Below are 18,976 nucleotides of genomic sequence, written 5' to 3' on the forward strand. Positions count from 1 at the left end.
GTGAGGCCATCGATGAGAAGAGACACCATGGTGAACCCGACCTCCCGCACCCGCGGCACCGGCTCACCGGCCCGCCGCACCATGACCGCGGCCGCCCGCGCGGCAGCCAAGCGCGCCGGACGGCCCGCGCTCCCCGAGCACGGTGCCCGCCAGGAAGAGCAGACTCTTTCCGGGCGCACCCTGCTCGTCGAGCCCCCGGCGAACGGCTGGGAGGACCCGCCGGAGCCCGAGTCGCCCGAGTCGTGCGAGGGGGAGCAGCCGGAGGACGGCGCGCCCTCGCGCAAGGCCGGGCCGAGCGTGCTCACCGCGGTGCTGGGCGTCGTCCTCGTGGCGGCCCTGGTCGCGGCGGCCGTACTCGGGTGGCAGTACCGGCAGGGGCGGCAGGCGGAACAGGCCCGCGGCGAGGCCCTCGCGGCGGCGCGGCAGGCGGCGCCGGTCGTGCTGTCGTACGACTACCGGCACCTGGACCGGGACTTCTCCCAGGCCCGCGCCCTGCTGACCGGGCACTTCCGCGACCAGTACGGCAAGACCACGAAGGCGGTGGTCGCGCCGACCGCGACGAAGTACCACGGCGTGGTGAAGGCGACCGTGGCCACACCCACCAACGGCGGCAGCCCGGCGGTCTCCGTCGTGTCGGCCACACCCGACCGGGCCGTCGTCCTGCTCTTCGTCAACCAGGTCACCCGGAGCACCCAGGTCCCGGAGCCCCGGCTGGACCTGAACCGGGTGCGTATGACGCTCACCCGCACCTCCGACGGCTGGAAGGTGAGCGGCGTCGACGCCCTCTGACCAGGCGTCCGTAAGTGCCCTCGCGCAGTCGTGCGGGGGCACTTTTTCGTGGGGAACGGGGTGCGGCCCGAAGACGTCCGCCCCAGAAGCCGGCGCCCCCGCCCGCCGCCGCCCGAGGGGGATCCGAAGTTGCCGCCGTGGCCCCCGGCACCCGGTGTTCCGTTCCCACCGTTGCTTCGACCGCCGCTGCCTCCGCTGCCTGCTTCGCCGGAGGCGCACATCCCACTCCCGCCCGAGCCGGCACCGCTGACGCCGGTGCCGTCGCCAACGGGGTTGCAGTTGGCAGTCCCGACGCCACCGGGCCCACCGGGCCGCAGGGGCAAGTTGGTGCCTCCGCCGCCGCCGACGCCGACGCCGACGGCGACGGCGACGGCGACCAGCATCCGCGGGTCTGTCGCTGGAACGCCGGTCAGTACGCAAGGGGCGGAAGACGCTGAGCACGTGCGGACGTCGGACTCGTCGCCGCCTGCTCCGCCGCGGGCACCGCCGCCCGTGCCACCTGCCACCCCGACCCCGACATACAGGGTGCTGCCGGGCGTGACCGGGATGTCCGCGGTCACCTGTGCTCCGGAGCTTCCGCTGCTGATCCGTGGTGATGCCGTTGGCGCCGTCGGTGACCACATGGATGCTGGTCACCCCGGAGGGAACGGTGAAGGTGTCTTCCCCGGTGGTGGTGTACGTGCAGGTGGGGGGTCCACCGGTGAGGGTTCCATTGGTGCCGCACGGATTTTGCGCGTGCGCCTCCTGGGACGATGCCCCCGCGAGGCCGACAGGCTCGCGGAAAGCGCCATGGCGCGCATTGCGCGTGTCCGGCCCGGCTTGACGACGGCCCTCACCCCGGTCATGGGGTACTTGCTCCACAGGCCGACGGTGCCCTGCACCGAGTGGTACCTGTACGTCGACGCAGCGGCATTGACTGGTAGCACCATGGTGAGAAGCTTTCGTAGGCACACGCACGGCCCCTCGTAGTGCCTCCCGTGCCAGGAAGGGCCCCTGGCAGCCTCGCTGACACTACGGAGGGGTGTTTCCCGGATCAGACACCCAGCAGCCGACATTTCCGCAGGTCACAGCCCTGCTCAAGGAAAACTCCTAAAGCGGGTGTCGCAGGTTCGAGTCCTGCCGAGGCACCGGCGAGGGCGGCGCCCCGCCGTTCGGCCAGGGCAGCCTGCACCGTCTCAGTGGTGTCGCTCGTCTGTTCCGATACCCCGGTGACGAGTCCACCGCGCCAGTTCTTCACTTGTCGTGGGCTCGCCGGTCGGATGCCGGCCGACGGGGGGGCGTGAGCGAGATCAGCATGCCGGATGGATGGGGGACAGTACGCTGAGTCCAGCGGGATCGGGCCCGCAGCACAGTGTCCGGGAGGTGCTTCATGACGGCCGAGATGGTGGCCCCGGCGTGGATGCATGAGCAGATCACGGCGGAGGAGTACGAGTCCTGGTCCGAGGAACAGTGCGCCGGCATCGAGATCGTGGACGGGATGGTCGTCGTGAGTCCCAGCGCGTCCAAGCGGCACAACCGGCTGGCCCGGATTCTGGCGAATGCCCTGGATGCCGCCGCGGGCCCGGAGTGGAACGCCGACACGGACTTCGACGTCCGGCTTCAGGACGTCCCGCTCACCAATCGCCGCCCGGACGTCGTCGTGTACCGCGCAGACACGATCGACATCACCCCCACCCGCCCTGAGCACGTGCTACTGGTCGCGCAATTAGTGTCGCCGGGTTCGGAGACCACCGACCGGATCGTGAAGGTCGACCAGTACGCCAAGGCGGGCATCGGCTTCTACTGGCGGATCGAGCAGGCCGCGACAGGCGTTCCTCTCGTGTACACCTACGTTCTCGACCCCGCGACGAAGACCTACCGGGACGGAGACGTGTTCACCGGCGTCCTCAAGGTAGTGGCCCCGTTCCCGGTGGAGATCGACCTCGGGCAGGTCTGACCTGGCGCTGCTCAGCAGTCGGCAGCGCGTGAGCGATGCGTGAGCGGACCGGCCCGGTACCGGGAGGCATGAACCGGATCAAGTGGCTCGCCGTACGGTTCTGACCATAGGAACAGCACCGCGCGGCAGCGCCAGGCATCCCGGCAAGGATTCGATCCCACTCCTACTCGTGAGTCTGCTGGACCCATGCAGGACCGCGCGGGGCTACGCACTGTTCGAGTTGTGCGACGCCCTGCTGCGCTCGGACGGCCCGGCGGCCGGTGTGGACGCTGTTGACCTGGCGCTCGCGCCCGAGCACCGGGTGGCCGCCCGATCAGGGACCCGGCGGGGCGGAGGGCGGGGAGGCCACCGCCGAGGTGATCGATCGGGCTGTTCGCGTGCGCTGCCGGACACGTCCCCGCCTCGCACGACATCGACGTCGACGGCCCGCACATGTGGGCCGTCGACGTCTGCCCCTTCTGACGCCTCATCACCTGCGGTCGTCACCCACAGCCACGACCACGCCCTACGCGACATGCCCGGGAGTGAGCCAGTACGGGATGCGCACGGCCTCGCCGTCCAGCTCGAAGCGCAGCCCACACGGTTTGCCGCCCAGATGACAGGGGGCCTGCTGCTGGGCGTGATGGTGACGGCTGCGGACACCGGCGACCGGCGTCGGCCACGACATACCGCTTGCGCCCGTTGATCAGCTTGCCGCCGTCGAAGCCGCGGCCGTCCGATCCGACCACGGCATCCGCCTTGACGGACTGCGAGTCGATAACCCCGGCCGTCGGCCCGGCGTCCCGCCCCAGCTCCTCGCGGACCTTCCCCCGGAGCCGGTCGCGGAACTCCTTCGTCGTCTCCGACTCGGACCACCGTGAACGCCTGACCCGGTCCCGGTCGGCATGGGCGCCGGTCTCTGGGGAGGTGCTGGTGCACATCACCTTGGACGAGGTCACCGGCCGTACCGGTGACCGGTGACCGGTGACCGGTGACCGGTCCAAGGGTGACGCCGAGCATGCCGTGAGCACCACCCCCGCATCCCCAACGGCCGCCAGAAGCAACGCAATCACTTCAGGATGCGTCCCGTTCCCGACCTCAGCGCCCAAGGCGCTCCGCGCTCGAGCGCCTCCTGCGACGCACCAGTTCCCGGACAGCAAGCCACACGACGGCGTCGGCTCGGGAACCCCGGTGAGTAGTCAGCGAGGTACGCAGCCGAACCAGTTCACCGTGCCGTTCTCGGACGTGTAGCCCATGCACCTGATGGTCCTGTCGTGCAGGGTCTCGGTCCGATCGACGCGTCCGTTCAGATACTCCGTTGTGTGGTGGGGCTCTACGAGGGTGTCGATCTCGACTCTGTACCAGCGGCGCTCGTTGTCCGGCAGGCTGCAGCCGTGGCCGGTCACGTTGCGACTGGGGTCGTCTATCCAGATGGCCCGTTCGGCGCGGTCGCAATGCGCTCTGCCTGCGGCGTCAGCGGTGCCGGCGCCGGTGCCGAGCAAGGCCGTGGCGCCCGCGGCCACCGCCGCGGTAGCGCCGAGCAGGCGCTTCAGGGTGAGGTTCATCAACTGGTCCTCCTACCGGATACGGTGACGGCCCGGAGTTGCCATGTCATCGTGGTGCGATAGTCACACTTACCCGGGATGTCCGGCTCGCCAGCCGGAAGCGCATTCCCCCGACCCGGTGACGTCCGTGACGCCAATGCAGCAGTCCCCGGTCACACCCGGGCCAGCCCTGGAGCGACCCCCGGGTCGTGCCAGGGAGCGTCGCCGCATCCTGATCACCACAGCACGATCGTCGGCACGCTGGGATACCTCGCGCCCGGCAAGCTGACCGTCACGCCCGAGGGCGGCGGCACGGACCAGGCGTTCTTGGTCTCCGACGCCACGCAGATCCTCGGCGCGGCCGCGATCTGCTCCGGCACCGACGGCAGCGTGACCATGGGCGACGACGGCTACGGCACCTCGAAGTGCATCGCGGGTCAGCTGGAGACGGCTGCGAAGACCGACAGCGTGACGGTCCGCGTCACCGTGAACTCCCGGTCCGGCGGTGCCGAGACGGTCGAGGGAAGTACCACCCGTAACCCTGCCTACCGGCCCTCGGCCCTTGTCCTGCTGGGCGCGGTGCTGCTTGAGGGCGGCCGCGGAGCGGGGCAATCGGGGCAACCGGCCGCGGCGGGGCAGTTGCTCATTCCGGTCCTCCCGGCGGAGCGTTTCGCACTGCCCGTCCCACCTCCGTGCGCAGCGCCACGAAACCGGGAGAGCTGCGCGTGGTGATCTGGTCACGCTCGCCCGGCAGGGCGACCGGCAGGTCCCGGACGACACGGGAGCCGGGGCCGGGAGAGAGGACGACGACACGGTCGCCCACGTACACGCTCTCATCGATGTCGTGGGTGACCAACACGATGGTCGTGTCGTCGGCGCGATGGACCTCGAGGAGCAGGTCCTCCAGATCCTCGCGGGTGCCCGCGTCCAGCGAGCCGAACGGCTCGTCCATGAGCAGCAGCGAGGGCCGGCAGACCAGGGCGCGAGCGATGGCGACGCGCTGTTGCATACCGCCGGACAGTTCGCGCGGGTGGCGCCGGGCGACCCCGTGCAGCCCGACCCGTTCGAGGATCGTCTCGGCCTCGGCCCGGCGGGCGGCGCGGGCCAGGCCCCGGCGGCGCAACGGCAGGGCCACGTTGTCACGGACGGTGAGCCAGGGCAGCAGCGAGCGGCCGTACTCCTGGAAGACCACCGCGAGCCGCTCCGGCACGCCGGTCACCGGTGTCCCGTCAACCGTGACCGTGCCCTCCTGTGCGGGCAGCAGCCCGGCGATGGTGCGCAGCAGCGTGGACTTGCCGCAGCCGGAGGGCCCGACCACGCTGAGGAGTTGCCCGTCGGGCACGGTCAGGCTGATGCCGTCCAGGACGTGCTGGTCGCCGAAGTGCCGGCTGACGGAATCGAGGCGCAGCATCCCTCACCCGGCCCAGGGCTCGTACAGGGTGCCCGCGCTGCCGGTCACCGCGACGTTCAGCAGGAAGGGGCCGGTGTCGTCGCCCCGGCCCAGGGCGTGGTCCAGGGCGGACGGCAGCTCCTCGGGGTGCTCGACGCGGGCCGCGGGGCAGCCGAAGGACTCCGCGAGTGCGGTGAAGTCGATGCCCGCGATGTCCGTGCCGGGGACGGGCGCGATACCGATCCGGCGGCCCAGTGCGCGGACGGCCGCGTAACCGCCGTTGTCCAGAAGGACGTAGGTGACCGGTGCCGTGTGGCGGGCCGCGGTCCACAGGGCCTGCACCGAGTACAGCGCCGAGCCGTCCCCGACCACGCACACCAGCCGGCGCCTGTCGGCGAGGGCCCGGCCCACCGCGAGGGGCAGGCCCCAGCCGAGCGCCCCGCTGCCCGTGGTGAGGAAGCCGCCGCTCGACGCGATGGGCACGCGCGCGTGCAGCGTGTCGCGGTGGCTCGGCGCCTCTTCCACGAGGACCCGGTCGCGCGGTAGGCGGGCGCGCAGCAGGTCGAAGAACAGCTCCGGCGTGATGTGTCCCTCGGCGCGGGCCGGGACGGGTTCCGGCCGGGGTGGCGGCGGGGCGCGGTCGGGTTCCTTCAGCAGCCCGGTGAGCCTTTCCAGGGCGGGCCGCAGGGTGGTGACGATGCTGGTGCCGGTGGGCAGCCAGGCGGCCTGGCCGGGGTCGCAGTCCAGATGGAACAGATCGGTACCGGGCGCGAGCGGCGGACCGCCGTCCGCCACGTGATAGGTGAACACCGGTGCGCCGAGGGCGACCACCACGTCGTACGGCGCGAGACGCGCGGACAGTTGGCGGGCGACCGGCGGCAGGAAGCCCTGGAACAGTGGATGCGACTCCGGGAAGCCGGAGCGGCCGGAGAGCGGGCTGATCCACACCCCGGCCCGGATCCGCTCGGCCAGCGCCCGCACCTGTTCCAGCGCGTCCTCGTCGTCCACGCCCGGACCGACCACGAGCGCCGGGCGCCCACAGGTCTCCAGCCGGGCGGCGAGTGCGTCGAGGGCGGCCGGGGCGGCCGTGAAACCCGAGTGCACCGTGCGGTGCGCGACGGGTTCGGCGGGCCGGTCCCAGTCGTCCTCGGGCACGGACACGAACACCGGGCCGCGGGGCGGCGCCATCGCGACCCGGTACGCCTCGGCGAGCACGGCCGGCACGTCCTCGGCCCGCTCCGGCTGGCGCGCGGACTTCACGTACGGGCGCGGGAACAGGGCCGGTTCGTCGGCTCCGAGGAACGGCCGCAGCTGGATCAGCGAGCGCGCCTGCTGACCCGCCACGATCACCAGCGGCACCCGGTCGCGGAAGGCGTTGAAGACCGCGCCGAGCGCGTGTCCCACCCCGCCGGCCGAGTGCAGGCTGACGAACGCGGCCCGCCGGGTGCCGAGCGCGTGCCCGGCCGCCATGCCGACGGCGACGGACTCCTGCAGACCCAGCACATAGGTGAAGTCGTCCGGCCAGTCGCGGAACATCCGCAGTTCCGTGGAGCCCGGATTGCCGAAGACCGTGGTCATGCCGGTGTCGCGCAGAAGCCGTACGACCGCCTCGCGCACGGTGACTGTCGTCATGCTGTCCTCCTTGCGGACGGTCCCGGGCCGACGAGCCGCTTCTCGACCGCCAGCAGTCCGGTGTTGAGGAGATACCCGAGGGTGCCGAGCAGCAGCAGCGCCGACCACACCGTGAGCAGGTCGGAGCGTGTCTGGGCGTCGGTGAGCGTGAACCCGATGCCGTCGTCACTGCCCGGCAGCAGCTCCGAGAACACCATCAGGATCAGGCACAGCGACAGGCTGAGCCGGAGCCCCGCGAAGATCCGGGGCAGCGCCGAGGGCAGGATCAGGAACCACAGCCGCTCGGGTGCCGTCAGCCGCAGCACGGCCGCCACCTGGAGCCGCAGCGGATCGGTGGCACGGGCGCCCTCGGCCGAGTTGACCAGCACCGGCCACACGGCGCCGAACACGATCGACGCCACCTGCATGGGCGTACCGACGTCGAAGACGACGACGAACACCGGCACCAGCGCGGGCGGCGGCACGGCCCGCGCGAACTGGAGGACCGGGTTGCACAGCGCGTACGCCCGGCGTGAGCGGCCCACCGCGATCCCCAGGGCGATCCCGGCGACGGCGGCGAGCGTGAACCCGGCCGCCATCCGGCCCAGGCTCGGCAGGATGGTGCCGACGGCGTCCGAGGTGAGGAACAGATGGCCGACAGGGCCCGAGAACCACAGGTCGCGGGCGTGCCGGGCGATCCGCAGCGGCGGCGGGAAGTACACGCTGTCCTGCGCGCGGGCGGCCAGCTCCCAGCAGAGGACGGCGCCGAGGAACACCGACCAGCGCAGCAGGAAGGGCCCGGCGGTGGTGCGCGGCGAGCCGGGTGCGGATCCGGGCCGGGCGGTGCCCCGCGTCTGCTGCGGCTCGGGCTCCGACAACGGTTCCGGCTCCGGCTGAGGCTCCGGCTCCGGCTCCGGCTCCGGCTCCAACAGCGGCTCCGGCTGAGGCTGAGGCTCCGGCTGCGGCAACGGCTCCGGCTGAGGCTCCGGCTGAGGCTGAGGCTCCGGCTGCGACTGCGTCATGGCCGGCCCCGGTCCGACTTCCCCGACGCTGGGCGGGGTTCCTGCGCCCAGGCGAACAACCGCCGCTCGGCGCCGACCAGTACGCCGTTGATCATCAGCCCGAGGCCGCCCGCCCACACCACCCCGGCCAGCACGTCCCGCGTGCCGTCGGTCCCGGTCTGGGCCTGGGCGATGAAGATACCGAGGCCCTGGCCGAAGCCGGAAAGGATCTCCGTCGCGACGGCGAGAATCAGGGCGACCGCGGCCGAGATCCGTACGCCGGCGGCGATGAACGGGGCGGTGGCCGGCAGCTCCGCCCGCAACAGCACCGCGAGCCGGCCGAACCCGAAGGCGCGCAGGGTGTCCCGGGCCAGCGGGTCGGCCTCGCCGAGGCCGTAGACGGTGTTGAACAGCACCGGCCACAGCGAGGCGTACGCGATCAGCGTCACCTCCGTCTGTGTGCCCGACCCGAGCAGCAGGGACACCAGGGGGATCAGCGCGACGGACGGCAGGGGCCGCAGGAACTCGATCACGGCGCGTGCGGCGGCCTCCGCGACCGGCACCGCGCCCAGCAGCAGTCCCAGCGGCACCGCGAGCGCACAAGCGAGCCCGAGGCCGAGCGCCCACGCCCGCAGGGTCACCCCGATCCCGTCGAGAAAGGCCGGGTCGCCCGCCAACCGCGCGGCGCGGACGAGGACTTCGGATGCGGGCGGTAGATAGCTGCGCCGGACGATCCCGGCCCGGGCCACCGCCTCACAGATCCCGAAGGCCACCGCCGCGCCGAGCAGCCCCAGCAGGAGTTCCTGACGCCGTGTCATTTCACCAGCAGGGGTGCCGGGTCGATGTCCTTGCTCAGCAGTCCCTGGGTGCGCATGAGCCGGACGAGCCGGCCCAGGGCGGACGGATCGGCGGCCGGTGGGTAGGCCGGCAGGTGGATCGACGCGGCCTGGTCCGCGGTCACCTTGGTGTACTTGGGCAGTTCGGTGCGCACAGCCGCCGGGTCCTCGGCAGCCAGCTTGGATGCCGCCTCGACGGCACGCCGGAAGCCCGCTGCCGCCTTCGGGTTCTTCTTCACGAAGTCGGCCGTGGTGATGTACCCGCTGGCGGGCAGGCCCTTCGCCGGCCCCGAGCCGCCGTCGAGCAGCACCCTCGCGCCCAGCTCGCCCTGGATGGCCGTGTCGAAGGGCTCGACCGCGTGTGCGGCGTCCACCTGGCCCCGCTGCAGAGCGGGGCCCATCTGCGGGAACAGGATCTGCCGGTAGACGGGTCGCCCGGCGTGCCGGGCGTCGAGGATCGCGTTCAGGGTCAGGGACTGGATGTTGTTCAGGACGGCGACGGCGACCTTCTTGCCGGCGAGGTCCGCGGGCGACTTCAGGGCGGAGTCCTTGGGCACGAGGACATCCATCATGTGCGGGGCGATCCGCACTCCCTCGGCCAAGATGCGCAGGTCCAGGGTGCCCTTCTCGTACGCCTGGAAGTAGGTGACGTAGTTCGCGCTCGCGATGACGTTCACCTGACCCTTGAGCAGCGCGGGCAGCGCCTGGATGCTCTGCTGCACGGGCTGGATGCGCACGTCCAGGCCTTCCTTGGCGAACAGCCCACGGTCCCGGGCCAGATAGAGGGCGGCGGAGTCGGTGAGCGGCAGTGCCGCCACGGTCAGCTGCTGCCGGCCGTCACCGGAGTGCGGTGTGCCGCCGCTGTCACAGCCCACCAGGATCAGCGCCGCGGCTGCGACGAGGGCGGCGAGGCGTTTGGTTCCCGAATGCGATCGACGTAAAGGCATATCGGCATGCCTACCCTAATTTGTCATGATCGCTACAGATCCGAGGCGGATTTTCGGGCTCTCGGTTCGTCGCAGGGCGCCGTCGGGCACCACTGTTCGCGCGGTCTCCCCTGATCGGGGGCCCGTGACGCGTGCGCGACGCGTGAGCGGACCGTCCTGGCCGGCATGCCCCGGGCCGGGGCCCGCAGGCATGCCGCCGGTCTGCTGGAGCACCGCGCGCCCGAGCCGGCCCTGCTCGCCCTGGGCGGACCGGGCCGCGCAGATCGGCACCGCCACCGCGCCGCGCACCGAGTGAGCCGTGCCCCGAGCGGTCGGCGCTCCCTCAGACGGGAGTCGTGGAGAACGAATTCGGCCGTTGTCAGGCGTGTTGGGGCAGTACGGCGTCCGGCTCCGCGGCGTCCGGCTGGTCGCCGAAACCCGCGTCGCGTGCGCACAGTACGGCGGCGGCCCGGTCGTGTACCTCCAGTTTGGTGAAGATGCGGGAGACGTAGTTGCGTACGGTCTTCTCGGCGAGGAAGAGGCGCCGGGCGATCTGACGGTTGTTCATGCCGTCCGCGAGCAGTTCCAGTATCTCCGTCTCCCTGCTGGTCAGCTGGGAGAACTCGGACGGCTCGGGGAGTCTTTGCACGGTGGCGAAGAATCTGCTGAAGCGAGCCGCGATCGTCGGGCTGAACGCGGCACCCCCGCGTGCCACGATGTGCAGGGACTGAAGCAGTTCCTCCGAGGACGCGATCCGCGCGAGATAGCCGTTCACGCCGAGGCGAAGGGCGGAGACGATCACGTCGTCGTAGTCCTTCTGCGACACCACGACGATCTGCGGCCGTGACTTCTCCTGGCGGTACGTGGAGACGATCCACTCAACGTTCCTGTAGATGGCACGTTTTGACGGTGGTTCACCGAGGATCACCACGTCGGGACGGAGAGGGTTGTTCTCGAGACATCGAAGGCCGTGGGACTCGTCCACCGCCGTGCCGATGAGATTGACGCTGTCGTCCTGTTCGACGATCGCCTCGAGCCCGGCCAGGGAGACAGGGTCCTCACTGAGAATGAACAGGTTGATCTGCATGGCTTCGCACCCCCGTGGTACGCATTGGTACGCCTGCAAAGATGGTGTCAGCCTAGGCAGACCAGGCGGACGGCCTACAGGGGCTTGACCCGGTATGGTCCTGTTCCGGCCGCGTTGGACGTCCGGCTGGTCCGACGCATAGGTTCGGCACATGGGAGATGTCTCGCGCCGACGCCTGATCCTCCTCGACGGGGCGGCCGCCCTCGGGTTCGCCCTGCTTCCTCAACTGACGGTGGTACGGCCGGACACCGGCGGCGTGCCCGGTGGCCTCACCGTGTCCCTGCTCTCGCTCGCCACCGCGCTGCCCCTCGCCGTACGACGGCTGTGGCCCGTCCCGGTGTTCGCGACCGTCCTCACCGCGTCCTGCGCGGCGCTGGCCGCCGGTCTCGGCCCTGCCGTATTCCTCGCCGCCGCCTACGCCCTGTACCTGGTCGCGACGACACGGCGACGGCAGCTGGGGCGGTCGGCCGTGATCGTCGGCGGGGCGAGCGCGGCGGGCGCGGCCCTGCTGACGGTGACGGGCGGGCAGCGCTACACGGGCGGCACCCTGGTGGTGCAACTGCCGTTCGGGCTGCTGATGCTGGGGGCGACGTGGGCCGCGGGGACGGCCGTACGGGAGCGGCGCGAGAGCCTGCGGCGGACCATCGAACAGGCGGCCGAGCAGGCCATGGTCGAAGAACGCATGAGGATCGCCCGGGACATCCACGACGTGGTCACCCACAGCGTGGGCCTGATCGCGATCAAGGCCGGGGTCGCCAACCACGTCGTCGCCACCCACCCGGAGGAGGCGAGAGAAGCCCTCGCCGTCATCGAGGACGTCAGCCGCAGGGCGCTGCGCGACATGCGGGCCACCCTCAAGGTGCTGCGGCGAGAACACGTCGACCAGCCCCAGGGCCTCCAGCCGGTCCGCGGCCTGTCGGACCTGCCCTCCCTGGTCCGTACGGCCGAGGCGGCCGGCGTCGGCGTCGACCTGCACTCCGACTGCGCGGAGGAACCACCCGGCGGGGTCGCGCTGACCGCGTTCCGGATCGTCCAGGAGGCGCTGACCAACGTGGTCAAACACGCTGCCCCGACCCGCTGCCTGGTCAGCGTCACCGCGCAGGACGGCGTCCTGACGATCGACGTCACCGACGACGGCCCCGGGCCCGGGCACCGGCCGACCGTCCCCGGCGGTGGCATGGGGCTCGTCGGAATGAAGGAACGGGCCGTCGCGCACGGCGGGACCCTCACCGCGGGCCCGTGCCCCGGCGCGGGCTTCCGGATCCTCGCGACACTGCCGTACTGACGGCCCTGACCGCCGTGCGTCCCGCCCGCCGCAGGTATGGCTGAAAAGACTCATACCCCGGTATGAGGCCGGTCCCCGAAACCGGCCCGCACCGTCCCGACCCAGGTCCGATGTGTGGTGCGGCCGCCACGGCCAGACTCGTCGTGTGATTGACGTCCAGAACCTGACCAAGCGGTACGGGCCGGCCACCGTCGTGGACGGCCTGACCTTCACGGTGCGGCCCGGAGCCGTCACCGGCTTCCTCGGCCCCAACGGCGCCGGGAAGTCGACCACCATGCGGATGATGCTGGGCCTGACCCGCCCCGACGCCGGGACCGCGCGGATCGACGGGCATGCCTACGGCGATCTGACCTACCCCCTGCGCCACATCGGTGCCCTGCTGGAGACCTCGGCCCCGCACCGCGGCCTGACCGCGCGCGACCATCTGCTCTGGCTCGCCCAGAGCAACCGGATCGCCCGTGGCCGGGTCGCCGAGGTCCTGGAGACGGTCGGGCTCGCGGACGCGGCCCGGCGCCGGACCGGCACCTTCTCCCTCGGCATGGGCCAGCGGCTGGGCCTGGCCGCCGCGCTGCTCGGCGACCCGTCCGTGCTGGTGCTCGACGAACCGGTCAACGGCCTGGACACCGAGGGCATCCGCTGGCTGCGCGACCTGCTGCGCTCGATGGCCGCCGAGGGCCGTACCGTCCTCATCTCCAGCCATCTGATGACCGAGATGGCCCTGGTCGCCGATCACCTGGTCGTCATCAGCCGGGGCCGGCTCCTCGCGGACACCGGAATGTCGGCCTTCATCGAGCGCCACGGACGGCCTTACGTACGCGTCCGCACCCCCGAACCCGACAGACTGGGCAGGCAGCTTGAAGGTGGTGGCGCCACCGTGACCCGCGTCCCTGGCGGCGGCCTGGACGTCGTGGGGATGGCGGCCGGGGACGTCAGCCGGATCGCGGCGGCAGGCGGCTTCCCGCTCGACGAACTCAGCACCCACGCCGGTTCGTTGGAGGAGACCTTCCTCGAGGTCATCGGAGAAGGAGGCACCCGGGCGGGAGCCGGCGGCCCACGAATCCTCGGTGAGGAAGGCAGGAACACCCATGTCTGAGACGCTCGCGGCGGTCCGCGCCGAGACCACCAAGCTGCGCGGCATTCGCAGCAACCGGATCTCGCTGCTGCTGTTCGCCGCGGTCAGCATTCTCATCGCCGCCCTCGACGGCTGGTCCGCGAAGAACGCGCTGGAGTCCGACAACCCGCGGCTGCGTTCCGACTTCACCCCCGAGCAGGCCGGTCTCGACGGCATCCTCTACGGCCAGCTGGCGCTGATCGTGTTCGGCGTGCTCATCGTCACCAGCGAGTACACATCCGGCATGATCCGTGTCTCGCTGCTCGCCGTACCCCGGCGCGGACGACTCTATCTGGCGAAGGTGAGCGTCACCGCCCTGGCAGCGGTGGCCGTCTCTGTCCCGGTCACCGTCCTCGGCTACCTGGTCACGCAGGCGGCTCTCGGGTCCCACGGTTCCTCGCTCGGCGCGAGCGGTGTCCCGCGCGCCCTGGCCGGGGCCGTCGTCTATCTGACCCTGATGTGCCTGTTCGCGGCCGGTATCGCGGCGATCGCCCGGAACGCCGTCGTACCGCTGGCCGTTCTGCTGCCGATGGTGCTCGCGGGGACGCACATCCTGTCCATCCTCGGGGCGACCAAGGAGATGGCACGGTTCTTTCCCGACCAGGCGGGAAACGAGCTGCTGACCGTCCGCTCCCCTCACACGGCCTTCGGCTTCACGGTGCTGCTCGCCTGGACCGTCGCAGCCCTCGGCTGGGGCTGGGTGCGCCAGCGCCGTTGGGACAGCTGACAGGACCGGCATGGGACAACTGCCCCATGCCCTTGGGACGTTGCGCCCCGTACCTTCCGTGACAGATCACAACAGGCCGAACAGGTCGGCCTGACCGATCCGAAACGGGAGGACACCCATGTCCACGATCTACGAGCCCCCCATGCTGCAGGAAGTCGGCGACTTCGACGAGCTCACGAAGTGCCTCGGCGTCGGAAGCTGCAACGACTTCCTCGGCTGCGGTTACGCGATCGTCTGCTTCTGGTGATCACGTCCGGTGCCGGTGCGTTCACACGCACCGGCACCACCCGGGGAACGAGGGGACGGGGAACGAGGCGACATGGAATTCACGGTTCTTCCGGACTGCCCGGCCGGCGCCGCAACGGCCGGCCGGCTGCGGGCGGCACGGCGCGTCGACCACGCGTCGGGGCGGCCCTGGATCGTCGGCGACTGGCCCGAGGCCGAGGCCACCGTCGTCGAGGCGGGCCCACGGCGGATGGTCGTGCTGGGACACACCCGGCTCGACGAGACCGCCACGGCGGCCGCGCTCGGCCGCCTGCGCTCGCTGCACGACGTGGACGCACTCGCGTCCCGGCTGCCGGGAGCCTTCCACCTGACGGTGTCACTGGACGGCAGGACCAGGGTGCAGGGTTCGGCCGTCGGCGTACGACAGATCTTCACGGCCGTCGTCGACGGGGTGACCGTCGCCGCGAGCGGGGTGGCGCCCCTGCTGCGGCTGACCGGCGCCGACCTCGACGAGGCCGTGCTCGCCGCCCGACTGCTGGCGCCGGGCGGACCACCCTGGCCGCTCGCCCAGCGCCCCGTCCGCCGGGGCATCGAGGCGCTCACCACCGGCCACTGGCTGGAACTGGACACGGACGGCCGGGCCCGGCAGACCCGCTGGTGGGAGCTCCCGGAGCCGTCCCTCACGCTCGCGGAGGGAGCGGCGGCCGTCCGTTCGGCGCTGGACGACGCGATCAGCACCCGGGTCGCCGCGGGCGGCACCCTCAGCGCCGACCTGTCCGGCGGCCTGGACTCCACCTCCCTGTGCTTCCTCGCGCACGCGGCGGGCGGCGACCTGCTCACGTACCACGTGATGCCGATCGACAGCGCCAACGCGGACACGACGTGGGCCCACCGAGCCGCGGAGTGCCTGCCGGCGGCCCGGCACCACACGCTGGCCGCCGACCGCGCCGAGAACCTGTTCGACGTCGGCTACACCGCCGACGTCGTGGGCGCGGCCCCGGAAGGTCCCTCGACCTGGGCCTCCGGACTCGCCCACATCCAGGACCTGGCCAAGCGGGCCACGGCGGAGGGCGCCACGCTGCACCTGACCGGCTTCGGCGGTGACGAGTTGTTCGGCCGGATGCCGGCCTGCGCCTGGTCCCTGGTCCGGGCCACACCGGTCGGCGGGCTGCGGCTGGTCAACCGCTACCGGCTGGCCAATCGCTGGCCGTTGCGGGCGACCGTACGCGCGCTGCTCGACCGGTCGACGTTCGCGCAGAACCTCGGCCGGGTCGCCGCCCGAATCGACACCCCGCCCCCGCCCGTCGACGAGCCCGACTTCGGCTGGGTGTTCGCGCCCCGCCTGCCCGCCTGGGCAACCCCCGACGCGGTGGCCGCGGTCCGCGACCTTCTCACCGACACCGCCACCGAGGGACCCGGGCCCCTGGACGCCGACCGGGCCCGGCACCAGGCGCTCGCCTCACTCGTCTTCGAGGGAACCAACGTCCGCCAGGTCAACACCGCTCTCGCGGACACCGGCATCACCTGGGACGCGCCCTTCCTCGACGACCGGGTGGTGGAGGCGGCCCTGGCCACCCGGATCGACCAGCGCCTGGTCGGCGGGCGGTTCAAGCCGCTGCTCACCTCGGCCGTACGGGGGCTCGTCCCCGCGGACATCCTGGCCCGCCGTGACAAGGGCGAGTTCAGCGCGGAGGCGTTCCGGGGCCTGACCCGCAACCGGGCCCGCATCCTGGAGCTCTGCGAGGACTCCCACCTCGCCCGGCTCGGCCTCGTCGACCCGGCGGCCTTCCGGTCCGCGGTGCTGAACCCGGGGCCGATGTCCCATCATCTCCAGCCGATCGACACCACAGTGGCCTGCGAGAGCTGGCTGCGGACGCATCCAGGGACGCACCCCCTGCCGCCCACCCAGGACCCGCACACGGGAGAACTCCGATGAAGCTGACCCTCGCCCGCGACGTCACCCTCACCGTCGTCGACTCCGGGGCCGTGCTGCTCGACGGGCGCCGCGGCCGCTACTGGCAGCTGAACCACTCCGGCGCGGGCGTCCTGCGCCAACTGCTCGACGGGCAGGCGCCCGACACGGCCGCCGCCGGTCTGTGCGCCGCGGCCCCGGTCACCGACGCCCAGGCACGGCAGGACGTCCAGACCCTCATCGACGCGCTCAGCGCCGCCCATCTCGTGGAGGTGACCTCGTGACCACCCCCACCGTGGCCGAACAGGCCCTGTGGCTGCCCTGGCACCGGCAGCTCGCCCCCCGGTGCGCGGCCGGGGCGGCACGTCTGCTGGTCCGGTTGCCCCCGGCCCGGCTGCACCGCGTGCTGCGCGTGGTCAGCAAAGGGTCCCGCCCCGCCGGGTACGCCGAGGTGGCGCGGGCCCGCCGGTCCGTCGTCTCGGTCAGCACCCGCTGCGCGGGCCTCGGCTGCCTCCAGCGTTCAGTGGCCACCGTCCTGCTGTGCCGGGCGCACGGCAGGTGGGCCGACTGGTGCACGGGATTCAGGACCGAACCGTTCGGCGCGCACGCCTGGGTGGAGGCCGACGGGCGGCCGGTGGACGAACCCGGCGAACTCAGCGTGTTCCGCACGGTCCTGGCGGTCCGTCGCCCGGACGAGCACAAACGCCCTTACGACAAGGACCCGCACCCCACCGACGGCGGCCGCCGCCCCTCCGACGGGAGCCGCTCATGACGGCGATCCGGGCCGAGGGCCTCTACGCGTACTACGGCACCACACCGGCCGTGAACGGGCTCGATCTGACCGTCCCCACGGGCAGCATGTACGGCTTCCTCGGACCGAACGGCGCCGGCAAGACCACCACCATCAACATGCTGACCACCCTGCTGCGACCCACCACGGGCCGCGCGGAGGTGGCGGGCTTCGACGTCGCCGCCCGGCCCGCCGAGGTCCGCCGCCGTATCGGCATCGTGTTCCAGGAGTCGACCCTCGACCTGGACCTCACCGCCGCCGAGAACCTCCGCTTCCAAGCCGACCTGTGCGGCCTGTCCCGCCGCGCGGCCCGCGACGCGATCGCCTCGCTGCTCGACCTGATGGACCTTTCCGCGCGCCGCAGGGTGCCCGTACGGCAGTTCTCCACCGGGCTTCGCCGCCGCCTCGAGATCGCCCGTGGCCTGCTCGCCGAGCCCCGCGTGCTGTTCCTCGACGAGCCGACGACCGGACTGGACACCCAGACCCGTGCCGCCGTCTGGGACCACCTGGAGCGGCTGCGGCGGGAGAAGGGCATCACGGTCTTCTTCACCACCCATCAACTGGACGAGGCCGAGCACTGCGACCGGATCGCGATCGTCGACCGGGGCAAGGTGATCACGGAGGGCACACCCGCGGACCTCAAGTCCGTCATCGGGGCCGACCTGGTCGTCCTGCGTACCGAGGACGACAAGCGCGCCGCCGAGGTCCTCGGCGACCGGTTCGGCCTCCCGGCGGAGCCCACTCCGGACGGCCTGCTGCTCCGGGTCGAGCGCGCCGCCGCCCTCGTGCCCCGCCTGTGCACCGAACTCGGCGTGACCGTGAGCGAGGTGAGCATCGCCCCGCCCACGCTGGACGACGTCTTCCTGCACCACACCGGTCTCGCCATCCGGGAGAGCGCGACCGGCGCACGCACGCTCGGCAACCTCGGGGAGGGACTGCGATGAGCCGGACCGACACCGCACCGGCCGCACTCGGCGATGTCACCGCCGCGGCACCGCCGGCCGGCCGTTCTCGCCACCCCGCACGCCCCGTCCTGCTGCTCTGGCGGCGGGAGATGACCCGGCTGCGGCACAACCCGGTGCGCCTGGCCATGGGCCTCGTGACCCCCCTGCTGTTCCTCGTCGTCCTCGGCACCGGACTCGACGCGGCGTCGTCCAGCCTCGGCAAGGCCCAGCTGAACGACTACCGGGCCTTTCTGTTCCCCGGCACGCTGGTCATGTCCGTGCAGGCTCCGGCCGTCGCGGTGGGCATCTCGCTGGTGTGGGACCGCAGGCTGGGGGTGCTGCGCCAGATGCTCGTGGCACCGTTCCCACGCTCGGCCATCGTGTTCGGACTGGCCCTCGGCGGCGCCACCACGGGCGCGTTCTACGGCCTCATGGTGCTGTCCGTCGGCGGCATCGCGAGCATCCGCTACACGCCGATGCTGCTGGTCGTCCTGATCGAACTCCTGCTCATCTCGCTCATGTTCACCTCGCTGGGGCTGCTCGCCGCCGTCACCATCCGGCAGGTCGACACCTTCCAGGTCGTGGTGAACCTGAGCCTGATGCCGCTGATGTTCTTCTCCGGCGCGATGTTCCCGCCCAACGGCCTGCCCGGCTGGCTCGACACCGTCGTCAAGCTCAACCCGCTGACGTACGGCGTCGACGCGGTCCGCCGCACCCTGCCCGGCCCGGGTGTGCTCACCTCGGAGCAGACCCGGCTGATGCTCGGCGACTGGCAGCCACCCGTGGCCGCCGAACTGGGCCTGCTGGCCGCCCTCACCGCGGTCGCGCTGGGTATCGCGGGCTACCGGTTCTCCCGTACGTCATGAGCCGGGGAGGACAGGAC

20 protein-coding genes are annotated in these 18,976 nt (G+C 71.9%); 11 read left to right on the top strand and 9 right to left on the bottom strand.

Translation table 11 applies throughout. The features are described 5' to 3' along the window. Positions 1-27: 27 nt before the first annotated feature. Together ACZ7OO_RS19425 and ACZ7OO_RS19430 are read left to right on the top strand one after the other, a co-directional pair. On the top strand, positions 28-789 hold the full coding sequence (locus tag ACZ7OO_RS19425) for a hypothetical protein (protein ID WP_471505991.1): 762 nt from the start codon (positions 28-30) through the stop codon (positions 787-789). A 1,369-nt stretch (positions 790-2,158) separates the two neighbouring features. Continuing rightward, a complete protein-coding gene (locus ACZ7OO_RS19430; protein ID WP_471505992.1) occupies positions 2,159-2,725 on the top strand; it encodes a Uma2 family endonuclease in 567 nt (188 codons plus the stop codon). Positions 2,726-3,230: 505 nt separating this feature from the next. Here the strand turns inward: ACZ7OO_RS19430 and ACZ7OO_RS19435 are convergent. The 9 genes from ACZ7OO_RS19435 to ACZ7OO_RS19475 form a co-directional block, all read right to left on the bottom strand. Further along, entirely contained in the window at positions 3,231-3,392 is a 162-nt protein-coding gene (locus ACZ7OO_RS19435) for a hypothetical protein (protein WP_471505993.1), read from the bottom strand. A 511-nt stretch (positions 3,393-3,903) separates the two neighbouring features. Further along, complete coding sequence (locus ACZ7OO_RS19440; RefSeq protein ID WP_471505994.1) at positions 3,904-4,269, bottom strand: hypothetical protein; 366 nt, start codon at positions 4,267-4,269, stop codon at positions 3,904-3,906. Positions 4,270-4,484: 215 nt separating this feature from the next. After that, entirely contained in the window at positions 4,485-4,646 is a 162-nt protein-coding gene (locus ACZ7OO_RS19445; RefSeq protein WP_471505995.1) for a hypothetical protein, read from the bottom strand. Positions 4,647-4,891: 245 nt separating this feature from the next. Then, positions 4,892-5,659 carry an ABC transporter ATP-binding protein gene (locus ACZ7OO_RS19450; RefSeq protein WP_471505996.1) on the bottom strand — a complete coding sequence of 256 codons (768 nt, stop codon included), beginning with the start codon at positions 5,657-5,659 and terminating at the stop codon, positions 4,892-4,894. Positions 5,660-5,662: 3 nt separating this feature from the next. Further along, positions 5,663-7,270 carry a benzoylformate decarboxylase gene (gene mdlC / locus ACZ7OO_RS19455; protein ID WP_471505997.1) on the bottom strand — a complete coding sequence of 536 codons (1,608 nt, stop codon included), beginning with the start codon at positions 7,268-7,270 and terminating at the stop codon, positions 5,663-5,665. Then, positions 7,267-8,127, bottom strand: a complete 861-nt coding sequence (locus tag ACZ7OO_RS19460) for an ABC transporter permease (protein ID WP_471505998.1) — start codon at positions 8,125-8,127, stop codon at positions 7,267-7,269. Before ACZ7OO_RS19460 ends, mdlC begins: the two co-directional genes overlap by 4 nt. Positions 8,128-8,267: 140 nt before the next feature. Beyond that, positions 8,268-9,068 (bottom strand): ABC transporter permease, encoded by an 801-nt coding sequence (locus ACZ7OO_RS19465; RefSeq protein WP_471505999.1) that lies wholly within the window; start codon positions 9,066-9,068, stop codon positions 8,268-8,270. Beyond that, the gene (locus ACZ7OO_RS19470) at positions 9,065-10,033 is read right to left on the bottom strand and encodes an ABC transporter substrate-binding protein (protein ID WP_471506000.1); all 969 of its coding nucleotides are present in this window, start codon (positions 10,031-10,033) and stop codon (positions 9,065-9,067) included. The genes ACZ7OO_RS19465 and ACZ7OO_RS19470 overlap by 4 nt, the downstream gene beginning before the upstream one ends. Positions 10,034-10,391: 358 nt before the next feature. Beyond that, positions 10,392-11,099, bottom strand: coding sequence for a LuxR C-terminal-related transcriptional regulator (locus ACZ7OO_RS19475; protein WP_471506001.1), 708 nt, complete (start codon positions 11,097-11,099; stop codon positions 10,392-10,394). Positions 11,100-11,250: 151 nt separating this feature from the next. Between ACZ7OO_RS19475 and ACZ7OO_RS19480 the strand changes: the two genes are divergently transcribed. The 9 genes from ACZ7OO_RS19480 to ACZ7OO_RS19520 all read left to right on the top strand — a co-directional run bounded on the left by ACZ7OO_RS19480 (position 11,251) and on the right by ACZ7OO_RS19520 (position 18,959). Continuing rightward, positions 11,251-12,384 (top strand): sensor histidine kinase, encoded by a 1,134-nt coding sequence (locus ACZ7OO_RS19480; RefSeq protein WP_471506002.1) that lies wholly within the window; start codon positions 11,251-11,253, stop codon positions 12,382-12,384. Positions 12,385-12,529: 145 nt separating this feature from the next. Further along, positions 12,530-13,477, top strand: a complete 948-nt coding sequence (locus ACZ7OO_RS19485) for an ABC transporter ATP-binding protein (protein WP_471506003.1) — start codon at positions 12,530-12,532, stop codon at positions 13,475-13,477. Further along, positions 13,470-14,222 (top strand): ABC transporter permease, encoded by a 753-nt coding sequence (locus ACZ7OO_RS19490; RefSeq protein WP_471506004.1) that lies wholly within the window; start codon positions 13,470-13,472, stop codon positions 14,220-14,222. The genes ACZ7OO_RS19485 and ACZ7OO_RS19490 overlap by 8 nt, the downstream gene beginning before the upstream one ends. 118 nt (positions 14,223-14,340) lie before the next feature. Then, positions 14,341-14,469, top strand: a complete 129-nt coding sequence (locus tag ACZ7OO_RS19495; RefSeq protein WP_471506005.1) for an aborycin family tricyclic lasso peptide — start codon at positions 14,341-14,343, stop codon at positions 14,467-14,469. A 72-nt stretch (positions 14,470-14,541) separates the two neighbouring features. Continuing rightward, on the top strand, positions 14,542-16,383 hold the full coding sequence (locus ACZ7OO_RS19500) for a lasso peptide isopeptide bond-forming cyclase (protein ID WP_471506006.1): 1,842 nt from the start codon (positions 14,542-14,544) through the stop codon (positions 16,381-16,383). Then, entirely contained in the window at positions 16,380-16,643 is a 264-nt protein-coding gene (locus tag ACZ7OO_RS19505) for a lasso peptide biosynthesis PqqD family chaperone (protein WP_471506007.1), read from the top strand. The genes ACZ7OO_RS19500 and ACZ7OO_RS19505 overlap by 4 nt, the downstream gene beginning before the upstream one ends. Then, positions 16,640-17,131, top strand: a complete 492-nt coding sequence (locus ACZ7OO_RS19510) for a lasso peptide biosynthesis B2 protein (RefSeq protein WP_471506008.1) — start codon at positions 16,640-16,642, stop codon at positions 17,129-17,131. Before ACZ7OO_RS19505 ends, ACZ7OO_RS19510 begins: the two co-directional genes overlap by 4 nt. Continuing rightward, complete coding sequence (locus ACZ7OO_RS19515; protein WP_471506009.1) at positions 17,128-18,093, top strand: ATP-binding cassette domain-containing protein; 966 nt, start codon at positions 17,128-17,130, stop codon at positions 18,091-18,093. Before ACZ7OO_RS19510 ends, ACZ7OO_RS19515 begins: the two co-directional genes overlap by 4 nt. Further along, a complete protein-coding gene (locus tag ACZ7OO_RS19520) occupies positions 18,090-18,959 on the top strand; it encodes an ABC transporter permease (protein WP_471506010.1) in 870 nt (289 codons plus the stop codon). Before ACZ7OO_RS19515 ends, ACZ7OO_RS19520 begins: the two co-directional genes overlap by 4 nt. Positions 18,960-18,976: the final 17 nt, after the last annotated feature.

The organism is Streptomyces sp. NPDC111744 (genome assembly GCF_055634995.1).